18 protein-coding genes and 1 pseudogene are annotated in these 22,803 nt (G+C 34.3%); 11 read left to right on the top strand and 8 right to left on the bottom strand.

Annotated features, from left to right (window positions below):
- Positions 1 to 239: 239 nt before the first annotated feature.
- Positions 240 to 2,501 (top strand): S-layer homology domain-containing protein, encoded by a 2,262-nt coding sequence (locus HR057_RS13170; RefSeq protein ID WP_173731911.1) that lies wholly within the window; start codon positions 240 to 242, stop codon positions 2,499 to 2,501.
- A 375-nt stretch (positions 2,502 to 2,876) separates the two neighbouring features.
- Here HR057_RS13170 and galE read toward each other — a convergent pair whose 3' ends face one another.
- The 3 genes from galE to HR057_RS13190 all read right to left on the bottom strand — a co-directional run bounded on the left by galE (position 2,877) and on the right by HR057_RS13190 (position 6,332).
- Positions 2,877 to 3,902, bottom strand: coding sequence for a UDP-glucose 4-epimerase GalE (galE, locus tag HR057_RS13175; RefSeq protein ID WP_173731912.1), 1,026 nt, complete (start codon positions 3,900 to 3,902; stop codon positions 2,877 to 2,879).
- A 434-nt stretch (positions 3,903 to 4,336) separates the two neighbouring features.
- The gene (locus HR057_RS13180; protein ID WP_329955886.1) at positions 4,337 to 5,218 is read right to left on the bottom strand and encodes a stalk domain-containing protein; all 882 of its coding nucleotides are present in this window, start codon (positions 5,216 to 5,218) and stop codon (positions 4,337 to 4,339) included.
- 598 nt (positions 5,219 to 5,816) lie between these two features.
- Entirely contained in the window at positions 5,817 to 6,332 is a 516-nt protein-coding gene (locus HR057_RS13190) for a sigma-70 family RNA polymerase sigma factor (RefSeq protein WP_173731913.1), read from the bottom strand.
- 259 nt (positions 6,333 to 6,591) lie between these two features.
- On the opposite strand from HR057_RS13190, the gene HR057_RS13195 reads away from it, so the two are divergent.
- From HR057_RS13195 to HR057_RS13225, 7 genes are all read left to right on the top strand, one after another.
- Positions 6,592 to 7,809: a hypothetical protein gene (locus HR057_RS13195; RefSeq protein ID WP_173731914.1), complete on the top strand. Its 1,218-nt coding sequence runs from the start codon at positions 6,592 to 6,594 to the stop codon at positions 7,807 to 7,809.
- A 245-nt stretch (positions 7,810 to 8,054) separates the two neighbouring features.
- A complete protein-coding gene (locus HR057_RS13200) occupies positions 8,055 to 8,276 on the top strand; it encodes a DUF1659 domain-containing protein (protein ID WP_173731915.1) in 222 nt (73 codons plus the stop codon).
- A 56-nt stretch (positions 8,277 to 8,332) separates the two neighbouring features.
- The gene (locus HR057_RS13205) at positions 8,333 to 8,554 is read left to right on the top strand and encodes a DUF2922 domain-containing protein (RefSeq protein WP_173731916.1); all 222 of its coding nucleotides are present in this window, start codon (positions 8,333 to 8,335) and stop codon (positions 8,552 to 8,554) included.
- Positions 8,555 to 8,767: 213 nt separating this feature from the next.
- Positions 8,768 to 8,911, top strand: a complete 144-nt coding sequence (locus tag HR057_RS13210) for a YvrJ family protein (protein WP_173731917.1) — start codon at positions 8,768 to 8,770, stop codon at positions 8,909 to 8,911.
- A 919-nt stretch (positions 8,912 to 9,830) separates the two neighbouring features.
- Complete coding sequence (locus HR057_RS13215) at positions 9,831 to 10,457, top strand: response regulator transcription factor (protein WP_173731918.1); 627 nt, start codon at positions 9,831 to 9,833, stop codon at positions 10,455 to 10,457.
- A 957-nt stretch (positions 10,458 to 11,414) separates the two neighbouring features.
- Positions 11,415 to 11,696 (top strand): helix-turn-helix domain-containing protein, encoded by a 282-nt coding sequence (locus HR057_RS13220; RefSeq protein WP_173731919.1) that lies wholly within the window; start codon positions 11,415 to 11,417, stop codon positions 11,694 to 11,696.
- Positions 11,697 to 11,818: 122 nt separating this feature from the next.
- Positions 11,819 to 12,301 carry a competence protein ComK gene (locus tag HR057_RS13225; protein WP_173731920.1) on the top strand — a complete coding sequence of 161 codons (483 nt, stop codon included), beginning with the start codon at positions 11,819 to 11,821 and terminating at the stop codon, positions 12,299 to 12,301.
- 254 nt (positions 12,302 to 12,555) lie between these two features.
- Here the strand turns inward: HR057_RS13225 and HR057_RS17115 are convergent, their stop codons facing one another.
- The 5 genes and pseudogenes from HR057_RS17115 to HR057_RS17135 all read right to left on the bottom strand — a co-directional run bounded on the left by HR057_RS17115 (position 12,556) and on the right by HR057_RS17135 (position 18,945).
- Positions 12,556 to 12,771, bottom strand: coding sequence for an excalibur calcium-binding domain-containing protein (locus HR057_RS17115; RefSeq protein WP_230474450.1), 216 nt, complete (start codon positions 12,769 to 12,771; stop codon positions 12,556 to 12,558).
- Positions 12,766 to 13,467 (bottom strand): annotated as a pseudogene (locus tag HR057_RS17400) (stalk domain-containing protein); the annotation flags it as partial. The pseudogene HR057_RS17400 and the gene HR057_RS17115, both read right to left, overlap by 6 nt.
- Positions 13,468 to 14,107: 640 nt before the next feature.
- Entirely contained in the window at positions 14,108 to 16,030 is a 1,923-nt protein-coding gene (locus HR057_RS13240; protein WP_173731921.1) for a FapA family protein, read from the bottom strand.
- A gap of 258 nt (positions 16,031 to 16,288) precedes the next feature.
- Complete coding sequence (locus HR057_RS17130) at positions 16,289 to 17,539, bottom strand: putative bifunctional diguanylate cyclase/phosphodiesterase (protein ID WP_230474451.1); 1,251 nt, start codon at positions 17,537 to 17,539, stop codon at positions 16,289 to 16,291.
- Positions 17,539 to 18,945, bottom strand: coding sequence for a PAS domain S-box protein (locus tag HR057_RS17135; protein ID WP_230474448.1), 1,407 nt, complete (start codon positions 18,943 to 18,945; stop codon positions 17,539 to 17,541). The genes HR057_RS17130 and HR057_RS17135 overlap by 1 nt, the downstream gene beginning before the upstream one ends.
- A 1,236-nt stretch (positions 18,946 to 20,181) precedes the next feature.
- On the opposite strand from HR057_RS17135, the gene HR057_RS13250 reads away from it, so the two are divergent.
- The 3 genes from HR057_RS13250 to HR057_RS13260 all read left to right on the top strand — a co-directional run bounded on the left by HR057_RS13250 (position 20,182) and on the right by HR057_RS13260 (position 22,677).
- The gene (locus tag HR057_RS13250; RefSeq protein WP_173731922.1) at positions 20,182 to 20,766 is read left to right on the top strand and encodes a MerR family transcriptional regulator; all 585 of its coding nucleotides are present in this window, start codon (positions 20,182 to 20,184) and stop codon (positions 20,764 to 20,766) included.
- 222 nt (positions 20,767 to 20,988) lie between these two features.
- Positions 20,989 to 21,804, top strand: coding sequence for a HAMP domain-containing protein (locus tag HR057_RS13255; protein ID WP_173731923.1), 816 nt, complete (start codon positions 20,989 to 20,991; stop codon positions 21,802 to 21,804).
- A 117-nt stretch (positions 21,805 to 21,921) separates the two neighbouring features.
- On the top strand, positions 21,922 to 22,677 hold the full coding sequence (locus tag HR057_RS13260) for a methyl-accepting chemotaxis protein (protein WP_173731924.1): 756 nt from the start codon (positions 21,922 to 21,924) through the stop codon (positions 22,675 to 22,677).
- Positions 22,678 to 22,803 lie beyond the last annotated feature (126 nt).

The following is a 22,803-nucleotide window of genomic DNA, read 5'->3' on the forward strand; positions in this document are numbered from 1 at the left end:
TGTTTTTTTTATGCAAGACCTTTAGTAATATATATAGGTAGAATATGTTAGAATACATATTACATTTATACTATTTTATGGTATAATCCTGAATAAGTATTGATTTTCCCAAAACTTGAACAATTTGAGACTTCCTGGAATCGCAAAGTAAACTTACATATATTCTGAATTTCTACAGCTTTTCTAGTAGAAAAAAAATAGAATGCTATTCCAAAGAATAAAAAGGAGTGATTGGTAAAATGGGCAATAAATCTTCAAAAAAATTAGATCCAAAGAAATTGATTGCCTCAACTGTATCTGCGGCAGTTGTTGTATCACCAGTAAGTGGAAGCTTTGTGGCAGATGCAGCTGAAAATTCTTTTAAAGATGTATCAAAAGATGCCTACTATTTTGAAGCAGTACAAGACCTTGTGAAAAAAGGTGTTGTCAGCGGGTATCCTGATGGTACTTTTAAACCAAATGGAGCTGTTACACGCGCAGAGTTCTCAGCGTTTCTCGTAAAAATATTAAACTTAGATACAAGTTCTGTAAATAATCCAAACTTCAAAGATGTAGATACAAATGCTTGGTATTATAAATCCGTTGCAGCACTTGCTAATATGGGACTTGTAAAAGGTTATGAAGACGGAACCTTCCAACCTAATAAAAAAATTACACGTGCTGAAATTGCTGCTTTACTTACTAGAGTTTGCAACCTTTCAGCTGACCCTTCTGTTCCTTTGCCATTTAAAGATGTACCTGAAAATGCATGGTACAAAGAAGTTGTTGCAGCTCTCTATCAATCAAAACTAGTTGCTGGTAAAACAGAAACAACATTTGCACCAAACGACAATACAACGCGGGCGGAAGCAGTTGTATTTTTACATCGTGCTGACAGTAAAGGTCTATTAGCTCAAGGAGAGACAGGTACAATTGAGGCTGTCACAAACGAAGGAGTTACAATTAATGGCGTAACTTATCAAATTTCTGATCAAGTAAAAGGCATCTTGAATGCTGCCAATAGCACAGTCTTAAAAAATGCCTTTGTCACTTTCTCTGTTTCAAACCAACAAATTACAAAAATCTTATCTTTAAAAATTACAGCGAGTGGACAAGCTGCCCAAAGCGGTGAAAAAGAATTCAGCCGAAACATTGTTTTAGACGGAGCAAATCAGACGATTGACGGCAACTTAATCATCGCCGGAGACTTTGTTACTGTTAAAAATGTTAAAGTTGGCGGCGATTTTGAAATTACGAACCAAGTGCAGCACGATTTTTACTCTGAAAACCTTACCGTTGCAGGCAAAACAATCATTAATGGTGGGGATAGCAATACAGTCGTCTTAAATGGTAAATTTAAAAACGTAGAAGTAGGAAAACCAGAGGTTCGAGTAGAAATAACAGGAAATTCAACAGTGGAAGACTTAGTCGTTTCGAGCAATGCTACCATTGTGGGCGATGAAAATGTTGTTCTTCCTAAACTTACTGTAACAGGTGACGTTGAAAAACTAAATCTACAGGTCAAAGTAGAACATGTAGTTGTTGATACAACAAAAGAAATCTCTATTGACGGAACAAGCATTGGTAATCTTGAATTAGTGAAACCAGTAAAAATAACGCTAGCTCCTGGAACAAAAATTGAAAATCTCGTCATTCCAGAAAATGTGGATGTAAAAGATATCATTACAAACTATGATGAAGTGAAAAATTCCATCACTAAAATCAATGACAAACAAAACCCTGACGTACCTGTATTTGGTGGTGGAGGCGGTGGTGGAGGTGGCGGAACTGTCACTCCAAAAGCAACGATCGCAGAAATCTCAATTGGCAATTACAAAATCAACCAGCCTGGTAATTCATTCAGTGTAAACTTAAAAGATATTAATGATAATAAAGATGATCTTTTCTCAGCAACTCTTAATGTAACCCAAGCCAGCAGTTTCAAAATAAATATACCAAATCTAGGTACATTAGGAGATTTTAAATTAGTACAAGGCACAAATACAATAAACTTAATAGATATTTCAAAAATGGATGTAGATAATCTCAACTTTGGTACGATTAAGACTTTACTAGAAAATCCTAATGTGAGTAAGTCAAAGGTTTATGAAGCTATTGACTTTGACAAAATTTTAGACGAAATTAAGAAGGATCAGGATACGAAAGATTTGTTAAAAGGTGTAATTAATAGCCATAATGAAAAAGACGCTCTATGGCAAGCTTATGAGCAAGGAGATTATGATGTAATATTAGAGAAATTTACTAAAAATGATTTTATTAAAGTGTTTGGTATCTTAGCTGTTTCCAACGTGCCACGTGATCAAATTTTTAATGCGGCTGTGATCGATTTACAAAAAATCATTAATGCAATGGGAGGTACATCTGGATTTAAAACAAATATCTTCCCAATTCTTGCGCAATTAGACGGAGACAGCGATAATAGCACTTTAACAGTTGGAGCTGAATTAACGAATAGTGGTGGAACTACCAATTATACAATTCAATTTAAAATTGAAAATTAATAGATTAATAAAATTGCAAAAAAGCAGCCGCTGGCTGCTTTTTTCTATGCTTTGTTAATCGATATGGTCTCAATTCTTTGTGACAAAAGAACAATCGAATCGAGCTTTTTTCTTTATACATATTACAACCAAGGATCTCTTAGTAGGCTGAAATTCATCCCCTACCTGAACTTGGACCACGATTTTCTCTTTCAGGCGGGAGACTTGCTTTTGGAAAGCCTTAACGATTTCGTAGACTTAGTAACCTTGTGCTTGTGTTCGATTTTTCGATCAGAAATCTGTTGAACTTTTTTCCGAAAAAATATCGGTTTTTTATCAATTTAGAAAAACTCTATTTCTTCTTAAAAAAGACTTGTGCAAAAAATTTACCTTCTTTTACACCTTTGCTTCCGTTTCATATCCATTCGGGTTATTTTTTTGCCAACGCCACGAATCTACACACATTTCGTCTATTCCTTTTTCGGCAGCCCAGCCTAATTCTTTTTTCGCTTTCGTCGGATCGGCATAGCAGCTGGCAATATCGCCCGGCCTGCGCTCAACAAGTTTGTAAGGAATTTTTCGACCAGAGGCTTTTTCAAAAGCTGCAACAACCTCTAGCACACTATAACCTTTGCCTGTGCCAAGATTGTAGGCATCAATACCAGTTCCCGCCAACACTTTCTCCAATGCTTTCAAATGGCCTTTAGCCAAATCAACAACATGGATATAATCCCTGACACCTGTGCCGTCTACCGTTGGGTAGTCACTGCCAAATACACGCAGCTCCGGCAACTTTCCAACGGCTACTTGCGTAATATAAGGCATCAAGTTGTTCGGAATTCCATTTGGATCTTCGCCGATTCTACCACTTTCATGGGCGCCAATCGGATTAAAATAACGAAGCAGCGAAATGCTCCAACGATTGTCCGACTGATAAAGATCGCGTAAAATTTCTTCAATCATTAATTTTGTCCTACCATAAGGATTTGTTGCACCAAGTGGAAAATCTTCCGAGATCGGCACCCGTTCAGGAAGCCCGTAAACCGTTGCAGAAGAACTAAATACGATTTTCTTAACATCAGACGCTTGCATTACTTCACAAAGTACAAGAGTTCCTGTTATGTTATTATGGTAGTAATGAAGGGGAATTTGCACAGATTCTCCTACAGCCTTCAGCCCTGCAAAATGAATGACAGCATCAATCTGATGTTCAGAAAAAACAACCTCTAACTGAGCTTTATCTAAAAGATCAATTTTGTAAAAGGGAAAGTCCTTTCCTGTTATTTCTTTTACTCGATTTAATGATTCAACTTTACTATTAGATAAATTATCGACTACTACAATATCATAGCCTGCCTCAAGCAGCTCCACACAAGTATGACTGCCGATATAACCTGCTCCGCCAGTTACTAAAATAGCCAAAAACATTCCTCCTCTAAATCTTTAAACTTCTTTTTTGATGGCTCAAGTCTGTACTTTCACCTATTATTACTTTTTCCTCCATAAAATTCGGCACATTGCGGTCACGCTTCCTACTTAGATACGAAAACTATCGTCGCCCCACAAAAGTGTATGTACTTCTCAAAAAATTATATAAAAACAAAAAGGGGGACATGCCTTGATAGCAAAACAGAGCAAATGGAAATAAATTTCCTAACCTTATTTTACTAAAACTTTTGCACTAGTGCATTAAAAAGGAAGCACTCCCCCACTTAGAAATTGCAATTTTTTCTATCAAAGACTGGCTATTTAGCTAGAGCACTATGGGATAGTCATTTATGTTGATGATTTGATGGCACAGTTTGGGAAATATAATTTTACCAAGCATAACAAACCAACCTTTTCCATATTCATTTCTACTCTGCTCGAAACATTTGCGTCCAATATGTAACATACTCGCTGCCTGGCACTTTTACATAGCCGATGCCAATTTGCTTGAAATTTTTATTTAAAATATTTGCACGGTGGCCGGGGCTGTTCATCCAAGCTTTTACAACATTTTCCGGGGTTTGATAACCGGCTGCAATATTTTCACCTGCAGTACGATATTTGATACCGAAAAACTCCATCATTTCAAACGGACTGCCATACGTTGGAGATTGATGGTCAAAATAATCGTTCTCTGCCATATCTCTACTTTTCTCTTCAGCGACAACACTCAACTCTTCATCAAATACGAGTCCAGGAAGACCTGCTTTTTTTCTTTCTTCATTCACTAACAGAAATACTTCTCTTTCAAAATCACCAATTCCGCTATCATTGGATAAACGCTGATCCTCACTAACTGGAACGCCATTATCGGAACCTTTTCCACAATTCAAATCTTTTGATTGGATCGTGATCGTTCTAGTTAAACCATTCCAATTGACATCTGCTCCTAGTGATTGTGCGATGAATCGTAAAGGCACAAAGGTCTTATTTTTTATCAATTGAGCTGGTACAGAAATGTCCTTCTTAACACCATTTACAATCGCTGAATTTGACCCGATTTTTAAAACAACGTCGATACAATCTTTCTTTGCAAAAATTGTATGCTCCGCTTGATTCCAATTCACCTCAGCCCCTAGTGTCTCAAAGATTGCCCGCATAGGCACAAGCGTTGAACCATTTTTGATAACCGGTGGCTCGCTGTAACTTTGTTTTTGGCCATCGATATAAACCGAGATTTGATCATTGGCATAAAACACTTGCGGAATTACGAACAACATAACGAACAATAGAAATCCTATTTTTCTCACAATATCTCCTCCTAAATTATGTAGAAAAACGTGAAGAACTTTTAAAACTGATGTATTAAAATGGGGTAATCCGCAAAAAATCCTATAGGTAACTTGGACCTTGTTTTGGCACCTTTTTATTCGTTTACCAACATACAAACACCTATTAAATAAATAAGTCACGCTATATATTCATTTTAGCGCAAAATCTCAAGAAAATATCAATATTGATAGATTAGGAAGACTAATCTTCAGATTGAAAACGAACCTTTCCTATCACTATTTTTCCTCACCAAATATTTCGTCGAATATATTAAGATTCCGTCCAAAAATTTCATAGGATCAAAAGAGAGGAGGTTCAAATGTCAGAATTACGACTTTTGCCCCCCCTTTTGGTTTCGTATATAGACAAATACGGCTTTAATTAAGCTTATATTGGGTCGATGTTTCCTGCCCCCATTACAATTTCTACTGACAAATCCCTATTTAATGGTGATCCATCTTTTAGCTTCCCTTACTCTTCATCACTTATAAAAAAACTGTTTGCTATAAGTCTACTAATATTTATACTTCAACCTTTCATAAAGTCATTTATTCAAATGATCGGCACCTCCCATTTTCACAAAAACGATTGACCATGGATCTTCTCATAATTTTTCAATATCTTTTTCAACGCTCGTTTACGCCAGCTTTTCACCCGTTCAACAGAAACACCTTCATCTTTAGCAATCTCTTTTAGCTTTTTATTTTCAATAATACTTTGAATCACCCATGTTAATTGCTTTTTACTCAATCCTTGACAATAAGATAAAACGAGTTCGCGTTCTAAAGGATCATCAATTCTTGTATCAGCGATCACTTCTTCCATTTCTTCAGTAAAAGCCACCGAACCCATCTCTAACTGAACATCTTTACTTAATTGTGTGAGCATTTTTCCACGAACAGTACGTTTAGCAAAGGACGGAAACGTTCCTTGTTTCTCGTCGAAACGCATATAGGCTTCCCATAAACCAATCATTCCCAACTGATAAAAATCTTCTTTGTTTTTATAAATACCAAGTGCTTGAATTTGTTTTTTAACAAGCGGTTCATAATTCACTAACACATCTTCTATCGACATATGTTGAATGCCCATTCAAACGTCCTTTCGAAGATGCGCACCTTCCAATATTCCGCGGTATTTCAACTGTACGGAAATAAATCCCTTTCGTCATATCTCCATTTTTCAAAAAAGAAACGATCATGCATTGCCAAATTTAAAGTTTCCTACACCGATTTGAAATGTTTGGCAAGGTGAACCCTACCCCAAACTTAAAAAAGTAAAAAATTTTCACACCCATGCCCCTTTTTTGCTCAAACTCACTATTTCTAAGGTGAAAGGGTGGTGCAAAATTATGAAGATAAAATCTGGCGTAATTGAACAATTCCAACAATACTCTCAATTTTCCAATCTGGAAAAATTTAACATCCATATGGAAAAGTGGTGCGAAAAACACAAACGGAACTTTACAAAAGGAGAACTCATCGGCTTAATGTGGCTCGCTCGGTTTGCGGCTAAAGTACCTGGAGTGGCAAATGCAAAGATCGGCACTGTCTTAAAGGCGATTCATGAAGCATATCACGGCAATGGGATTTCCCGCTCAACATTTAAACGAATGATTGGCAAAGCAAAAAAACTTGGAATTTTAACAGTCTATGAAACTTCAAGAAATGACGGGTCCCAATCTAGCAACTTGTATGTATTTAATCGATTTCCAACTAATGAACTACCGGATGAGGAGAAATTGAACCAGCCAAATAAAACTAAATATTTATTAGAAACTATTAAAAATATTTTTAATAAACGTAAGAAGCGTCCAAGTGACATGAAAGCAGATGTAAAAATCGAACACACACAACAAGCAATTTCTACAACAGACAAATGCACAGAAAGCAAAAACGAAATACAAGCAAATGAGATAGATGATCGGCCTTCTTACTGGAAGTTATTAGATCCAAATGGAGAAATAAAGCGCAAAAATCCCAAATTATTGAACCAAGAAACGAACCGTCAAACTGAACAGTTAGACTATACATATACAAACGATCATGTTCCTGCGTCTTTCGCAAAATGGGTAAAAATTTTCTTTAACAATGCCAAGACCATTGAAGAATATTGGAGAATGGTTTTAATCGCTGCCTACAAAAACAACGTGGAAACGAAACATGAACAAGTGCTAAACATTGCCATCGATGCTTTTAAACAACTCATTCGAAAACTAAAATCAACAAAAGAGATTAAAAAGCCGATCGCTTATTTCTACGGCACTGTCTCAAAAAAATTTAAAGACCTTTATTTTGAAGAGTTATATGAAATGGGCTTTCCAGTTGAAACCCCAGATACTCATTTTCAAGATCAATCTTTATCGAACTTGAGGACAAACTTGTCATTCTATGAAGAACCAATTTGTAATCCAGATGGTAATTCATCACATCCTGAACAACAAATTGGTAAAAAAGAAACGATTTTGCCTTTTCAGAAAAACCAGCAAACTGTACTTGAATTTGGGAGTCAAGCTGCCAATCGTGGAAAATACTATTTTGCAATCTTTAAAGAGCTTTTAGAAAGCTGAAATAGTTGGTTAGGATAGTCTAGGTTGAGGAGCTATTCAGTGCGGCCGCATGATGAATCACTGAACCCTCCCCTCTTTTACTTCAACCCATGATATGATCATTTTTCTGGAGCTCCCTTTTGCTAGTTCACTTCCTATGGACAATTAAAATTTTCAGAAGAGCTCTCTTGCAAAAAGTTTTTAAAAATCTTTGTCCCCTTTTTTCGCAAAACAGCCTATTTATAGGGTGAAGGGAGGTGAAGAGCATGGCTTCTGAATTTCTAGTCGACAGTCAACTTCGTTTGGAATTTCTTCAAGGGATGGATTTGGATGGCAATCCAATCTACAAAACGAAAACTTTTAACAACTTGAAAACAACGGCAACGCCTGAAAACATCCAAAATGTTGCCCTTGCCATCGCAGACCTTCAGCAGCATGAGTTGATGCGTGTACAACGGACAAACAACTATGACATTGTTGCAGGCTAAATCTTTGGAAAAATCAAATAGAAGACACTCTAGTTTGCTAGAAAGGGGGAAACCAAATGAGCAAAAAGTTAGAAATGCAGTTTATTAATTTCGAGGGAAAAACATCCACCATTTCCATCGATAATCCGATTGAACCGGTAGATCCAGCAGCTGTGTCATCTGCGATGGATACCATTATTGCCGCCAATATTTTCGCAACATCTGGCGGTGACCTCGTTGCTAAAAAAGGGGCACGAATCGTGGAGCGCAATGTCTCGGAAGTAGAATTAGGAGCTTAAATCAAGAGAAGGGGGCTTCAAAGCTCCCTTTTCAAGTAAATAATAAAACAGAGCACTGGGGCAATCTCAGTGAAGCAATAAAGAAATCCAGTTGAATTTTGATGGTGACCATAGCAGGCCAAAGCTGGATTCGAATAAAAATTTTACGTAGATCCAAACGGAAAATGGAACACAAGAACCGTCCAAGTGATCCACGGGAAAGGAGGAAACCTTTTGGAACAACTGCTGCCATTTATTCAAGACTACGGTTTTCCGGTTGTCGTTACGTTTTATTTGCTCCATCGCATTGAAGCGAAGTTGGATACGCTAAACCAATCCATTTTGCAACTTCCTGAAAAAATGAGCATTCCTGAATAACAAGGGTAAACAAGAAACTAGGATCGATTGGACGGTTTTACTGTTCCTAATACATCGCAGCGAAAGCCATTATACTAACTGTCCTACCTCCCACACAATCTTACATAGGCAATAACAAAGTTCAATAGGTTTCCATATATTTTCATTTTAATAGTGATATTGAGGTTCGGGTTGAGTGAATGTTTGCTTTTTGAGCCAGATTGGAGGTTTGGATTTTTTAGATTTCATTTGTTCTAGATAAAAAATACTGCGATTATAGCAGGTGCTTGAAATGTTAATATGCTTCTTTTTGAAATAATTTGTTGCCCCGCTATCTGCTCTGTTAATGGTCATCTTTCCAGTTATCCCGAATATTCCAATATTCAACACTGCCCACTATATTGCACCTTCAAACGGAACACATAGTCTGAAAAAACATTCCGCCTCGGTGACCCTTATTTTTACTTAAACATACTAACCTATTTCCTTTAAAATCTAAGACGCATTTTTGAACAAATTTCACTCAAAAGAAATAACCTCTCCTCTTCGCCATGACTTTTTAGTTAATACGAAAAAATTTAGATTTAATATCCAAAGTTCTACTCTTAACGACTCATTTTTACTTTATTAAAAACCTAATATCAGGAATAAAGTCTTATAATTATTTATTTTTAAGACTTTTGTAATAAAAAAGTATCAAAAATAATTTTGGTATAGTCCAAAAGTAATAGGTATTTTTATCTAAAATTGTTACAAAATTGGTAATTTTTATTTATTTTTAGTATGTTAATGGTATAATTATACATTATTAGATGTATTTGTATTTCCTAATTAGTAGTTTGAGTTCATAATAGAAAGAGAGTGTCCCATCATTTCTAATGCCAAATAAAAAATTGGTTGTCAGTTGAGAAGCTGACAATAAAGATGGAGGAGTGCTCAAATGAACGGAAAGATCAAAATAATGATCATAGATAACTATCCTTTCATATTAGAAGCTTTAGGAGAATGTTTAGGCAAAGTAGAAGATTTCAACGTAACGAGCAAACTAAATGACGTAGACACCGCTTATAAAGCGCTGGAAAAGAAATTACCTGATGTGATTGTCATCGATCCATTTTTTAATGACAGTAGAGGAATGGATTTCATTAAAAATATCAAAGAGGCTTATAAAGATCTTGTAAAAATTATTGTCTTTTCAAATATTAAATGCTGTGAATGTGTTCGAATGGTTTACAATTTGGGTGTCAGTGCCTTTTTGTTAAAAGTTGATTCTTTTGAAAAGATTATTAATGCTATCAGACAAAGCTATTTAGGGAATATACTACTGCCAAACCATTATTTCATAACCGATGATCCACTAAATACGCTAACGATGACGGAAATAAAAATTTTGCATCTAATTTCTAAAGAAAAAAATAACCAAGAAATTGCGAAAGAGTTACATATAAGTAAACGGACTGTTGAATACCATATTTCATCTATTTTCCAGAAGTTAGGCGTCAATTCAAGGGTTGGTGCAGTTATGAAGGGAATGGAAATGGGACTTCTTTATTTACCTGTTATATGAATTCAATGCCTAAAGACTAGATAAAACATATTTTATGTTAAAAATTGTAAGCGGTTATCTTTACTGATTTAATGATTATTCATCAATTCTTTATAAATATCATTAATCATTTCTTTATATATATCATCAACCATTTCTTTACTTATATCATGAAGGAATTATATTTTATAAAATATACCACTATCCAATACATGATTGGATGAGTAACACATGCCTTCCTTTAGTATTACTCCTTCAATAAATCCAACTTAATTTATTGAAGGGACAACATCTATCAATAGATACTTTAGTTTTAATATCTAATCATTAATTGAAAAAAAACAGGTAGTTAGGGAGTTATTGGCTCATCCAATAACAAACCCTAACTATTTTTTATGGTAGTTTGATTTGTCTCTTAGGAATAGTGGTTTATTATTCTTTACAGTTACATTAACATATTTTATGGAATTGCCGCAACAAACTTACCACTTACCTAAGGCTAATTAACCAAAAAATGATATTGAATATATTCTAGATGTTTTGAAAAAGAATAATATTTATATCCTGCCTTGGATTATTTTTTTGCCTAAAATCAATGTACAATTCTTTTACCATTTTCCGCTTGGCACTTGCCCCCGCCTATTCAAGTAGAGAAACTAAACATCTATTTCCTGCACCGTGTATAAAACGTCTATTTCTGCTCCGTTTGCAATCTTTTTTTGTAAGGGTACTACAAATAGTATCTTTTCTCCTACCAATTTTCTCACAGGGCTTAAATCCTATTAAGGCGGCTGTCGAACAATCGAATCTCGACGGAATTTTCCAAAGTTTCCAATTTATAAATTCTAAAGTTTCAATTACCGACAAAAAATTTTATCAATTGTTAAAAAATTTTTAAAAAGCGACCTATTGGACGTGGAAATTTTTAAAATTTTCATACATAATAGGTATATAGAAATAGTGAAATGGGGGGATAAAATGGACGATAAACATTTCTTCAAAATAGTTTTTGGTGAAAATTTGAGACAAAAACGTTTGGAGATGGATCAAAAAGTTACGATAAAAAAAGCTGCATCATTAACAAACCTAAACGAGGATTATTTAGGGAGAATTGAACGAGGCGAAAAACTTCCTTCCGTACATACTATTTTTCAATTATTTATTGGTCTCGGCATTAGCATCGACGAAATATTCAAAGATGTCTATATGCAAATAGAAATACTGAAGAAAAACGGAACCAACTTCCACATACATAAATAAGTTTTTCAAGTTTTTATTTTATTATATTTTGAAACCGTTTCCTAACATCAGTTAAATTATTTTAATATATTAACTGTTATATAAAAACGATCAAAATATATTAAAATAGGAGATGTTTAGCCATGATAAAAGTATTTGATCATTATGAAGTAAACAAAAGTACTATGGCAATATTATCTGTTGCTCATATTGATTACTCCACGCTTATACTCGAAGAAAACCAGCAAATCTACGTTCGAAAAACACCGACTCAGATTATTAAAGAAGCTTGCATAGAAGGTGGCTCTACCTATGACGGAAGACGTATTGCCGTTATGCATGCAATTGGTGCCCGCCAAAAAGTACCCATTCCCATTGACCAAATCGATCAAATCTTTGCGTTCCCAACGCAATCTCCGAAATCTTTTGAATGCAGTTGGATTTTTTACCATCATGTTAAATACATATCAACACGCAAGACTACCGAACACCAAGTGGTGCAATCGATTATTACATTTAAAAATGGACAAGAAATCATTTTAGATGAATCTCGGTTCATTTTGGAAAAACAAATGCAACGTACAGCTTTATGCATACTGAAATTTTCAAAGGTACCTTTAATATAGGATAAAATTTGTTAACTAATATTTATTATGAAAAGAAGCAACTCCCCACCACACGCCAAGATCAGTGAGAAGTTGCTTCGATTTTATTTCATTTAATATGGTCTTTCCAAATAATTTACTTTTCGTACATCTACCCGACACTTCTTGCCTTCTTTTTTATACAGAATTAAGAAGAGTTATTAGAATTTGTGGATAAATTGTGTGTAAACTGTGGATATATAACCTAATAACCGCATTCTTTCATTCACCAACAATCACTTCAACCCTTCGCAAACACGTCCATCTCCGTCATTATCAAGTTTGTAAACATCTTTTCCATACAATTTCAGAGATTTTTCATACACTGCTTGAGCTTCTGCTTGCGTTTTAAAGTCTGAACAATTATAGTCATCTTTCGTTAAATCAACAGACGGCTTACTTGGTGTAGCTGGCTTTGGTGTTGCCGTTACTTGGCCTACAATTTTAAACAATACTCTAGTCCCATCTGGGTATTTCTCCAACTGATTTGCAACCCAAGCCCCTGCACCACGATTATCACTCGGAGTTACATAGGCAACGTCAGCCCCTGCTCCACCTTCCGCACACATCGCCATCGGCCATTCATCCCGATCAAAGCCAGCTTTTGTCGGGATGCCTTTTAGTGATTCTTTGCGGTTTTCCTCTGCTCCATCGGGATCAATTGTACAGATCGCTGATTCACCTCTAGCGATTGCAGCTTTTATATGAGCTGCCGTTTCCGGATATAAATTAGCCGGAAATTCTAAAACTACATCATAAAGAGACGCCATTCCGTTAGATGAAATGATCGTTATTTTTCTTACAGCCCCATCCCAATGAACATTAGCTCCCAACGTTTCACTCACGAAACGCAATGGAACCATTGTTGAGCTATTTAAGATTTGGGCTGGTATGCTTATTGTTTTAGTAACACCGTTAACGGTCGGCTTTGTTGAGCCAATTTTTAAAACAATTTTTGTATTACCTTTAACAGCCGTTACGGTTTTTGTACCTGAATTCCAATCAACTTTAGAACCGAGTTTTTCAAATATGCCGCGTAATGGTACAAGCGTTGTTCCTTTTTGAATAACTGGCGGTTGACTATAACTTTGCTTTTTCCCATCGATATAGACGGTAATCGGCTGCTCCGCTGATACAACCGGAACCATTAAAAATAATGATATGAGTAAAATGAATAGTTTTTTCACCTAATCCCTCCTGTTGACACAATCATAGGGTTTTCATATTGCTCTGACAACCGTCATTCTTATTCCTGCTTTACCAGTATTTTCAGGAGGTGATTAGATTCTATTAAAGTCGAAGTTTATTAGTGATGGCTGATCCGTGTAGTTTTATTTTTCTATTTTGCAAAATGCCGGGGATCATAGAGGCCAATCAAATTATATTGGTTCGCCTAACGTGAGGAAAAAAACACTCATATAGCGTGGTTCGTTCTTTTTGTATCTAACATAAAAAATTAAAAGGAAATTAAGAGCTGACCAGAACGTCGTACTTTCGACATCTGAACGCTCTCCTCCCTTTCTTCAATGTTTTTTAAAAGATTCCTATATGGATATGCCCTTTCATTGAAATAGCGTAAATGAATTTACAACCTGATCATCATATAATCAGATGAGTCTTTTTTATAAAACAAAACCCTTCATTCCTTCAATTTTTGCTTTAGAATAGCCCTGTCATTGTCTATTCCCAACGGTAGTCTAAAGACATACTGCCTATCATACATGGGGAGAATTCATTGTCAATTGGATCTGGAATCCCCCACAATGATGAGCAAGCTGCAAATTTCCTTTAAATATCTTTCCTATTTGTATCTTTTTTATTGTCCAACGAATTATAAGAGATTGTTTTTGTTGTTGGATCAATTGAAAATTCTACATTATTTAAAAATTCATCCACAATGATGGTTTGATGATTAAGAGAAATTCTTCCATGATAAAATTCTTTCGCATAGATTCGTTTTTTCGCGATTAAGTGAGGGGTGTCTCCTGATTTCGAGCCGATGATGCCGCCGATGATTTGTCTTGATGCGTAAATTCTTCCTCCTCTTACGACTGCATTTTTTTCCAATATGCAATCTTTGCCGGCAAAAATATTGGAATGAATAACCCCGTTTTTCTTAATCCTGACGGTTCCGTTCGTTTTTATTTCAGAAAAATCGGATTCGCCGACTTCTATATTGCTGTCTTCTTTGATTGAATTTTCACAGAAAATGGACACGTCTTTAAAAGCAAGAAGAAGGCAATTAAGAACATGTGGCAAATTGGTCTCTAGAAAAGTTCCCCGATTCATAAAAATTGACGATAAAATTTTTTTCATAATATTGATTTGGATTGGAATGTTCATATTTAAACGTTCCATCTCTGAAATAATTTTTAACAACTTATTTATATCATTGACTGTGTTTTTAAACTTTTGTTCCATCAATAAGAAGAAAATATACGTTTTTCGAATCGACAGTCCTCTTTTTTTAACAACATTCATAATTTGCTGAAAGGCTGTTAGGATTTTTTTCATATCTACTTCTAATTTTTGTACCGTTTCATAAATCTGGCTAAATAAGACCCCATGCCTTCCTGCGTACAGCCTGCTATTGATAGCTACACCTTTTACAGTAATATTTTGAGCAGAAATGATTGTGGCGGAATAAACATTTCCATAAATAATGACATTTCCTAAAGATTCAATTCTCATGTTTTCTGTCACATTTCCATGGACAATGACATCACCGTGGAAGATTATATTTCCTGTCCACATGTTCACATCATTAAAAATCTCATAGTAAGGCAAGATATCAATATATTTCACCGTTTTCCCTGTAATGGATGGCCTTCCTTTACTTAAAGCATAAACTTTCCCATCGTCCGTTATTTTGACGTTTGATTTTCCTCTCAGAATGATTTTCTTAGGAGGCTTTGGATAGATCTTTTTTCCATAAACATTCATACCAGCTTGTCCTTCCACTGGCTGGTGTAGAATGGCAATTAAATCGCCAACATCAACGGAAGGGATTTTCACACGATTTCGAAAATCAATTCGCCCCTCAACTTCTTCAAAACTTTCTTCTTTTTTCTCTGAAAATAATAGTTCAATCGAAGCATCTTTGGAATTGATAGGTGGAGTGCCCTCTGCAATCACAATTTCCTCAAATGTCGGATCAATGAGTTCCTTATAAACGACGTCCATTTTTAAATCGGCTTTAATTCCCTTTTCATTAAGACTCTCAATAATCGATGAAAGGACCCCTTTAATATCAATCTTTTTTCGAACCGTTTCGATTTCTAACAAAAATCTTACAGATCGACTTTTGTTTTTTAATCGATAATCTGAAGCTGTTTCAGGTGACAATTTAAAAAATACTTTCATTTTATCTTTTGAAACAGTAATTATAAAAGGTTCTTGTTGTTTTGCTATTTCCCAATAAATTTCATCGAGACTATTTACAGGGGTATCTTTTGTCATCTTTTTTCCATTGATATAAATATTTAATTCTTTATTATAAACAAGAACAGGAATACGTCCGCCTATATCAGGATCTTTTATAAATAATCGGTTGTTCCGAACTTCAATAAAACCGTCTTCTTCAATAGGATCATGAACGTTCTCTTTGATGAATGGTTCTTTAAGTTGATCATGATCAATACTTTTTACGGAATGTTCCTCTTCGTTCAATAATGAATTAATAAGACTTATTAATTCATTTTCAGAGTGCATATAATTTTTCCCCCTAAAAATTTTAAAAAGTGATTAAGAAAATTGTACAAAATCTATTGCTCTTTTGCATTGATTTTATCTCACATGAACCCCATATCCCTTAAAAAAATATTTCAATCAAATATCTTCATTAGGCGGGGCTCGTCGAATCCCATTTACGTACTAGGTTGCGCCTTTTCTCAGAGCGGAGAAGCAGGATTCGATCTAACCTACGCCTTTCGCATTCCTTTACATCGGAAACTAAATCGGTACCCCTTATTAACCTGCGTCCTTTACGTTTTTTAGAGAATTCTTTCGATAATCCGTTAAAAATTGTACAAACTCATCGAACGGCAATGGTTTACTAATATAATACCCTTGCCCAACAGCACAATGATGAGCTGCCAAATAATGCATTTGCTCCTCTGTTTCAATACCTTCGGCAACGACTTCTAAGTTTAAAGATTCTGCAATAGAAATAATGGCATTAACCATTAGTACAGTTGCAGTATCATTTGATTTACCAATTTCATCGATGAACGATTTATCAATTTTTAATGTATCAACACGCAATTTCGTTAAATACTTTAAAGAACTGTATCCGGAACCGAAATCATCAATTGCAATACTGACGCCAAGTTTCTTTAATTCATAGAGTTTTTTTATTTTCTCTTTTTTGGATACCATGGAAAAACTTTCTGTTATCTCTAACTCTAATAATCTCGGTTCTAGCTGTGTTTCCAATAACACTTTTTGAATCATTTCAACAAAATTTTCTTGCCTAAATTGATGAACAGATATGTTCACTGCCATCTGCAATTCCGGAAATCCGGCATTTTGTAATATTTTACTATGCTGACAAGCTTCTCTTAGTGCCCATTCCCCAATGGAATCTATAAGCCCTGTCTCTTCAGCTAAAGGTATAAATTTAGAAGGTGGAACAATCCCCTTCCAAGGGTGATTCCAACGGATGAGCGCTTCACAACCGACGATTTCTTTAGTAAATAAATCAATTTTGGGTTGGTAATAAAGTTCAAATTCTTTTTTCTCCACAGCCTTGCGAAGTTCCAATTCCAACTCCATAATTTCGGTTGGTATTTTTGTCATATAATTTTGGTAAATGGAATAATCATTTTTTCCATTATGTTTTGCCCAATACATGGCGATATCAGCGTTTTTCATTAATGTTCCAAGATCATTACCATGGTCAGGGTAAAAACTAATCCCTATACTACACGTAATAAACAATTCTTTTCCGTCAATGTTATATGGGAGGCTAATTTCCTTCATAATATTTTTTGCAAAATTTGCGATCAGTTTTTTATTACTACACGGCACTAACATCGCAAACTCGTCCCCACCAAAGCGAGCGATATCCAAATCAAATGGGGCCAAATCTGTTAATGTTCTTAAACGGTTTGCAACTAATTTTAGGAGAATATCCCCTGTACTATGGCCTAATGAATCATTAATATATTTAAACCGGTCTAAGTCTAAAAAGAAGACCGCTGAGTCCACCTTGTCATTCATCAATTCCTGTAGTTTTCCTCAAATGCTCGACGATTTAACAATTGCGTTAAATGATCTTTTGTTGCTAATTCTTGGATTTCTTTTTGAGCTTCTTTTTTGTCTGTAATATCATTTTTAATAATGAGAAATTGATAAGGCTGGCCGATATTATTGATAAAAGGGATCACCATCGTTTGAACCCAGTAATACGTACCATCTTTAGCCCTGTTTTGAATTTCTCCTTCCCAAACTTTTCCTTGATTCAGCGTATCCCATAATTCATTATAAAATTGTTCAGTGTGGAAATCGGATTTCGTAAGTTGATACGATTTCCCAATGACGTCACTACGTTCGTACTTCGAAATTTTGCAAAACTTATCATTTACATATTTAATAATCCCTTTTTCATCGATAATTTCAACGATACTTGATTTTTCCAATGCTTCCTTAATGTTAATAAGCTCTTGAAAATAGTGGCTGGATCGTTTTTTTTCTGTAATATCAACAAAAATTGTTAAATTCGTATGATCGCCCATAAAGTGGAAAGGTATAGATAACACTTCGACAGTAATCGTTTCCCCATTCGCATTGATCCATTCTTCTTCTGCGATGTCTACAGGTAGTTTTTGTTCTAAAACCGTATGAAAACGTGCCAATACAAGATCATGATAGTTTGGATGTATAAATGAAAGAACAGATTTCCCTATGATTTCCTTTTCATTTTTAAACCCGAGGCTTTGCAAAGCATATTGATTCAAAAATTTAAATTTACGATCTTTGATAATCATAATACCTAGTGGTGATTTGTGTAAAAGGATGCGATATTTTTTTTCATTGATGGATAAATTAACAAGCAATCGCCATATAACAAATATTATTAATATGAGAATGATGTTAAATGAAAGCGATAAAATGTTTTCTAGTGTAAGACCTCGCAAAGATTTTTGATCTTCTTGTTCAAGCAAAAAAATGGTTTTATTAAGATAAATAATCAGACTATCACTTTTTTTCTCCATTTGCCGAATGGCTAGACTTGGCTCTTCTTTTCCGGAAATAAACTTGTCAATATCCATTTTCAACGAATGCCATTCCCGTTCAATAAAATCCATATTTGTTTTTATCTCTTCGGACGATGTCAGAAATTTTGAGTTGATCATTTCATCCTTCACTCTATGAAAACGATCCTCAAATTCACGCATGAGTGCTTCCATTCTATTTTTCGCCCTAAAATCATTTAATATAATATATTGAATTGCTTTTTTGGTTATTTTTTCAGTGAGCATTCTTTCATATGCAATTTTATTGATCATTACGCTAATATTCTTCGATTTTTCCATAGAATTCGTGACTATAAGGTAAACGATAGAACCAATAGTTGAAATAAGTAAGAAAAATACGGCTAGTTTCACATAAAGCGATTTATTCATGGTGCTCCCTCCCCCTAAACACGCCCTAGCAATTCCCTTGCTTTCTTCCAAATTTTTTATCAAATAAGGGAATGCCGTCATATTGATCCCCACCACTAATCAATAAAAAACATACGGAAAGTACCAGTAGAAAATTATTAAATTTGTTCCAACTATGCAAAAAGTAATATGGAAAATACTACCATAGGTCTATTTTATCACTAATTTTATAATACTTTTTTCTAAAACGTGAAAAAAATGTGAAATTTTTGTTAATGGAGATGTGCGTGGTCTTGTTCCATAAAAGCTACGAAAAGTAATAATGCTAGAAAATCTGCATGACCCACCACTTAGAACACCATCGTTACATACAAGTGCAGAAGGGGACATTGGGGAATACAAAAAACTACACCCTGAACATGACTCAGGGCAATAGTTTCGATGCTAAATTAATCCCAGAAATTTCCGATAATCAAAAAGCTAAGCACATATATAATTATTACTCCAATACATATGGGAAACAACTCATCCTATACACAATGTGTATTTATCCGAACTTTCAAAGATTATCTCCAATTAATGATAGGATTACACCATTTTTGTTAAAAAAATTCACTTTTTTAGAGAATCTAAATATCCAGCACCCTCTTGTTTATGGTTTTTCTTTTTTATAGCTATTGAAAAATCCCCAAAATTAAATTATTGGGGAGTCATCTTGGCACAGCCAAATAGGTGACATGCACAAAAACTAAAGTTTTCGGTTTTAATAGGATTTATTTCTTAATTTCAGTTTAAATATATTATTAAAAATTTACTAAAATCATTTAATAAACCTATGTTATTTTAGGTTAAAAGTATGATTTTTCGACAAAGAATGACATTTTTCGTGATATATATCACATAAAAAAATTTTTAAAAATGTTAAAATTTGGTCGTGTTTTTAAGTCCTAATAAAAAAAGAAGAGAAAAGAAAGTGTTACGAAACAAATTTTCAAAGGTTTTACCACTTCACTCCAAGATTGTTTATACAATCACTTTGAAAAGAAATTGGAGGGGAAATGATGTTCAGACTTTGGAACACCTAATGTTTAATATACAGACAAAATATATTACATAACCTTTATGAATTAGAAAAAACAACAAACATCTATTTCAGGCATATATTCAATAACATTTTTATAACTACAATTTTACGGAATAAATTTCAGAATTTTTTAAAAACGATCAAAATGTAGGTTATTAGGAGGTTCATGTAAGTTGAAAAGGGAATGGTCGCAAGAAGAATTAAATTATCTTAAAGAAAACGTTGGTATATATAAAATAGCAACAATTGCAAAAAAACTCAATCGCTCGTATGAATCCATTAACCAAAAAATAAATCGACTGGGACTAGCAAATACAAAAATTCATACTGGTTTCATTACACTGGGGGAATTGGCCAGATATTTAAAGATAGATCGTAATACTGTGAAATGTTGGGTTCGCAAATATGGATTACCGTGTATCAAAAGGGTCACAAGGAAATCAAAAGTATTTTATTTTGTAAATCCTTCAGAGTTTTGGAAATGGGCAGAAGTTCATAAAGACAAAGTAAAATTCTCTGATATTGAAAAAAACACCATTATCCCTGAGCCTAGTTGGGTAGATGAAGAAAGACAAAAGGATCAAGATATGACTAAGAAGAGAACCTATAAGAATTGGACAACTTTAGAGGACGAAATACTTTTAGAACTCCGTCAAAATGGCCTTACTTACAAAGAGATTGGCATATTAATGAATCGAAGTTCTATTAGTGTAGAACGTCGTTATAATAGGATCATTTCTAGAAAAAATAGGGATTAATATAGGTAACCTTTACTCTGACATGAAATGTATGATAATATGAATCGACAAATCATCAAGACAGAGCATTTCTAGTGGGTCTGCCGATGTTATAAAATTTATTGCGAAAGTATCTTTTATAATTATAATAGCAATAATTCTTGTATCTTCATTCATTATTATTAATTTTTTTTATTTGATAAAAATAAAGATTCAGATCAAAATCTGGGGTGAACATTAACAATGAAACTAACGGTTTCAAAAAAAATGTTTTTGGGATTTGGGGCAATTATAGCTTTACTTATTATTTTAGGAAAGTTTGCATCTATGGAAATTGAAAAGACGATAAAGACATATGACAATTTTCTTGATAACCGCGTCGAAAAAGTTAGTTTAATCAAAGATTTAATCATTTCTTCAAAAGATATGCAACTAGCTATCCGCGGCTTTCTATTAATTGAAGAGGATGAATCACTCGCCCTCTATCAAAATTCTTTAAATAAGCAAGAAGAAATAAGTGAAAAATTACAATCTTTGATAACAGAAGAAAGAGAAAGAGCGTTATTGCAAGAACTAAATCATTTAACAACTCAATATACTCAGGCTGCTGAAGAAATGATTGCCTTAAAAAAAGAAGGTAACCCAACTTTTATAAATATCTTATCAGAAAAAGGTTATCCCCTTGTTCAAGCTTACCTTACTAAAGCTGATGAGATGATTGCATTTCAAGTTTCTCAGTTAGAAAAAGTTCGCAACATAACGAATGAGAAGATAAAAGATATTAAACGAAGTTTTTTCATACTAGGGATCATTACTGTATTGCTTGGGATTGGCATAGCATTTGTTATTAGCAGAATGATTTCTAATCCTGTAAAAAGAATGTCAATCATAGCAGAAAAAATAGCTGATGGTGATTTGACACAAGATACAATAAAAATAAATAACAAAGATGAAATTGGAGCCTTAGCAAATGCTTTTAACGATATGACTTTTAAACTCAAGCGGGTTTTACACCATATTAATAATAGTGCTGAACAAGTAGCAGAAGCATCGAAATAACTTCAAAAAACTAGTGAACAAGCAAACAAAGCGACAGAACAAATAACTTCTGCTATTCATGAAGTAGCCCATGGTTCAGAAACACAAGTATTTAGTACTCAGGAATGCGCAAAAGCTATGGAGGATATATCTATTGGCATCCAAACCATTACTGAATCTTCAGCTTCTGTTAAGGATTCTGTACAAAAGGCAGTGGAATTATCCAATAAAGGTTTCCAGTCACTGCATGATTCGATTCAACAAATGAATTTAGTTGAAAGCGGAGCTAAAAATGCAATGACAGCCATCCAACAATTAAATGGACACTCTGAAGAAATCAGTAAAATTATAGAAGTAATCACAAATATTGCGCGTCAAACGAATTTATTAGCTCTAAATGCTGCGATAGAGGCAGCCCGTACAGGAGAAAATGGAAAAGGCTTTTCAGTTGTAGCCGAGGAAATAAGAAACTTAGCAAATCGGTCCCAAAGGTCGGCTGATCAGATCGTTCAATTAATTGAACATATTCAACTCGATATAGAAACAGCAAATAAAGAAATAGGTATAGGCACTCATGAAATAATGGTAGGTAAAAAACTAATCAATCAAACTGGTGTCATATTTAAACAAATATTAAATTCTATGGAACAAGTAAACTCTCAAGTTCATGAGGTATCTGTAACAACCGAAAAAATTTCTACCAATTCAGAAGAAGTATTATCTGCAGTTGAACAATTAGCACAAATTGCAAAAGATGCATCAGATCAAGCACATGAAGTAGCAATAGCTTCAGAGGAACATTTAGCCTTTATGGAAGAGGTCACTGCATCAAGTGTATCCTTAGGCCGATTAGCTCAAGAATTACAAGGGGTAACTTTGAGATTTAAGTTATAAATTTATTGTTTAGCAATTCAGTTAAAATTTAGATCATACGGTAAATAAGGGATTTTCAATACTCCTGATAAATGTTCATATCCATTACACTTTACATTGTGTCTCTTTGAAGCAATTTACAACGGG

The organism is Calidifontibacillus erzurumensis, from assembly GCF_013303125.1.
Lineage (GTDB): Bacteria > Bacillota > Bacilli > Bacillales > Bacillaceae_J > Calidifontibacillus > Calidifontibacillus erzurumensis.

Coding starts and splice junctions, on each gene's coding strand:
- HR057_RS13195 (WP_173731914.1), top strand. CDS start 6,592: ATGAAGATAAAATCTGGCGTAATTGAACAATTCCAACAATACTCTCAA.
- HR057_RS13170 (WP_173731911.1), top strand. CDS start 240: ATGGGCAATAAATCTTCAAAAAAATTAGATCCAAAGAAATTGATTGCC.
- HR057_RS13215 (WP_173731918.1), top strand. CDS start 9,831: ATGAACGGAAAGATCAAAATAATGATCATAGATAACTATCCTTTCATA.
- HR057_RS13205 (WP_173731916.1), top strand. CDS start 8,333: ATGAGCAAAAAGTTAGAAATGCAGTTTATTAATTTCGAGGGAAAAACA.
- HR057_RS13225 (WP_173731920.1), top strand. CDS start 11,819: ATGATAAAAGTATTTGATCATTATGAAGTAAACAAAAGTACTATGGCA.
- HR057_RS13220 (WP_173731919.1), top strand. CDS start 11,415: ATGGACGATAAACATTTCTTCAAAATAGTTTTTGGTGAAAATTTGAGA.
- HR057_RS13190 (WP_173731913.1), bottom strand. CDS start 6,332: ATGGGCATTCAACATATGTCGATAGAAGATGTGTTAGTGAATTATGAA.
- HR057_RS13200 (WP_173731915.1), top strand. CDS start 8,055: ATGGCTTCTGAATTTCTAGTCGACAGTCAACTTCGTTTGGAATTTCTT.
- HR057_RS13260 (WP_173731924.1), top strand. CDS start 21,922: ATGGAGGATATATCTATTGGCATCCAAACCATTACTGAATCTTCAGCT.
- HR057_RS17135 (WP_230474448.1), bottom strand. CDS start 18,945: ATGAATAAATCGCTTTATGTGAAACTAGCCGTATTTTTCTTACTTATT.
- HR057_RS13255 (WP_173731923.1), top strand. CDS start 20,989: ATGAAACTAACGGTTTCAAAAAAAATGTTTTTGGGATTTGGGGCAATT.
- HR057_RS13240 (WP_173731921.1), bottom strand. CDS start 16,030: ATGCACTCTGAAAATGAATTAATAAGTCTTATTAATTCATTATTGAAC.
- HR057_RS17130 (WP_230474451.1), bottom strand. CDS start 17,539: ATGAATGACAAGGTGGACTCAGCGGTCTTCTTTTTAGACTTAGACCGG.